The 1,456-nt window shown below is 61.2% G+C and carries 1 protein-coding gene; it reads left to right on the top strand.

What is annotated here, in order from left to right; translation table 11 throughout:
* Positions 1–1,456, top strand: a 1,456-nt coding sequence (locus AAH450_RS21025; protein ID WP_342911924.1) for an Ig-like domain-containing protein, incomplete at both ends; no start/stop codon positions are given.

Raw genomic sequence — 1,456 nt, 5'->3', positions numbered from 1 at the left:
TCAGGGCTTCAGCTACAGCTACGACGGGGCGGGCAACGTCAACGGCGTGGTGGCCAGTGGCGCCGAGTACAATGTCGATTCCAGCACGGCGGCCAGCAAGCTGCGCGTTCCGGTCATTACCGGCCTGGATGACGGCGGCTATATGGTGGTGTGGGAAGCGAGCCTGGGCGGTACCTGGACGGTCTACGGTCGTCAGTACGATGCCAGCGGCACGCCGGTTACGTCGGAAATGGTGCTGGCATCCACCAGCCTGAACGCTAACGCCCTCATTCCTGAATGGGAGCCGTTACCGTCGGTGGCGGTGCTGGAAAATGGCCAGGTAGCGATCGCTTATACCGTGAAAGGTACTGGCTACGATGCAGGCGTATCGATCTACGATCCGCAGAGCCATGCGGTGGTGAGCAGCTTTGTCGCTAACGAGACCCTGGCTAACAATCAGGCGTCACCGGCGGTCAGCGCGCTGGACAACGGCAACTACGTGGTGACCTGGGACTCGAACGATAACAGCGGGCCTGACCAGAGCGGCTTCGGCGTCTGGGGCCGCATTTATGCGGCGGACGGCACCGCGCTGACCAGCGAGTTCCTGATCAACACGGCCACCGCCAGCGATCAGCATCTGGCGAAGGTTGTCAGCCGGGCAGACGGCAGCTTTGTGGCGGTATTCGTTTCGGCCACCGACACGGCGCCAGGCGCAGGGACTAACGGTATCTACGCGCAGTACTTTGACGCGGCGGGTAACAAGGTGGGTCAGCAGATGCAGATCAACCAGCTGACCTACGGTGACCAGGTGGAGGTGGACGCCACCTTCCTGACCGGCGGGCAGCTCTACGTTACCTGGACCGATCAGGGTGTGGGCGACGGCGACGGTTCGGCCATTAAAGGCCGCGTTATTGACCTGGTTGAAACGCTGGGACTCCAGCAGTTAACGCCGGATAACAACGATCCGAAGACGATTGACTATCAGCCTGCGACCACGCCAGCGTCGAACGATACGGATGTGTTGCCGCCAAACGTCGGTCTTTCAACCAACACCAAAGAGATGCTGGCGGGACAGACCGAAGCCGGGGCTGTGGTGAAAGTTACGGATGCGGATGGTACGGTCTATTCAACCGTGGCAGACGCCAACGGTGCATGGAAGATTGAACCTAATCCTCTCAGCGTGGGCGAAAACGGCACCATCACAGCGACCGATGCGGCAGGGAATGAGAGCGAAGCGGTGCGGATCGCAGGAGCAGCGTTGAGTTCTTACAATCTGCTGAACGAAAGCGCACAGGTGAACACCACCACCGCGGGCGACCAGCTTAACCCGGCGACCACCCGGCTGGCCGACGGCCGCATCGTGGTGGTGTGGCAGGGCACGGGCGTCTCGGGTACCGAGGTCTACATGCAGCTCTATGAGGCCGACGGTATTCACAAAATCGGCACCGAGCAGCAGGTCAACCAGCGCACCGCCAAT

Origin of the sequence: Erwinia magellanica (genome assembly GCF_039023495.1) — a bacterium.
Classification (GTDB): Bacteria; Pseudomonadota; Gammaproteobacteria; order Enterobacterales; family Enterobacteriaceae; genus Erwinia.
This window is presented reverse-complemented; position numbering and strand designations above follow the sequence as displayed.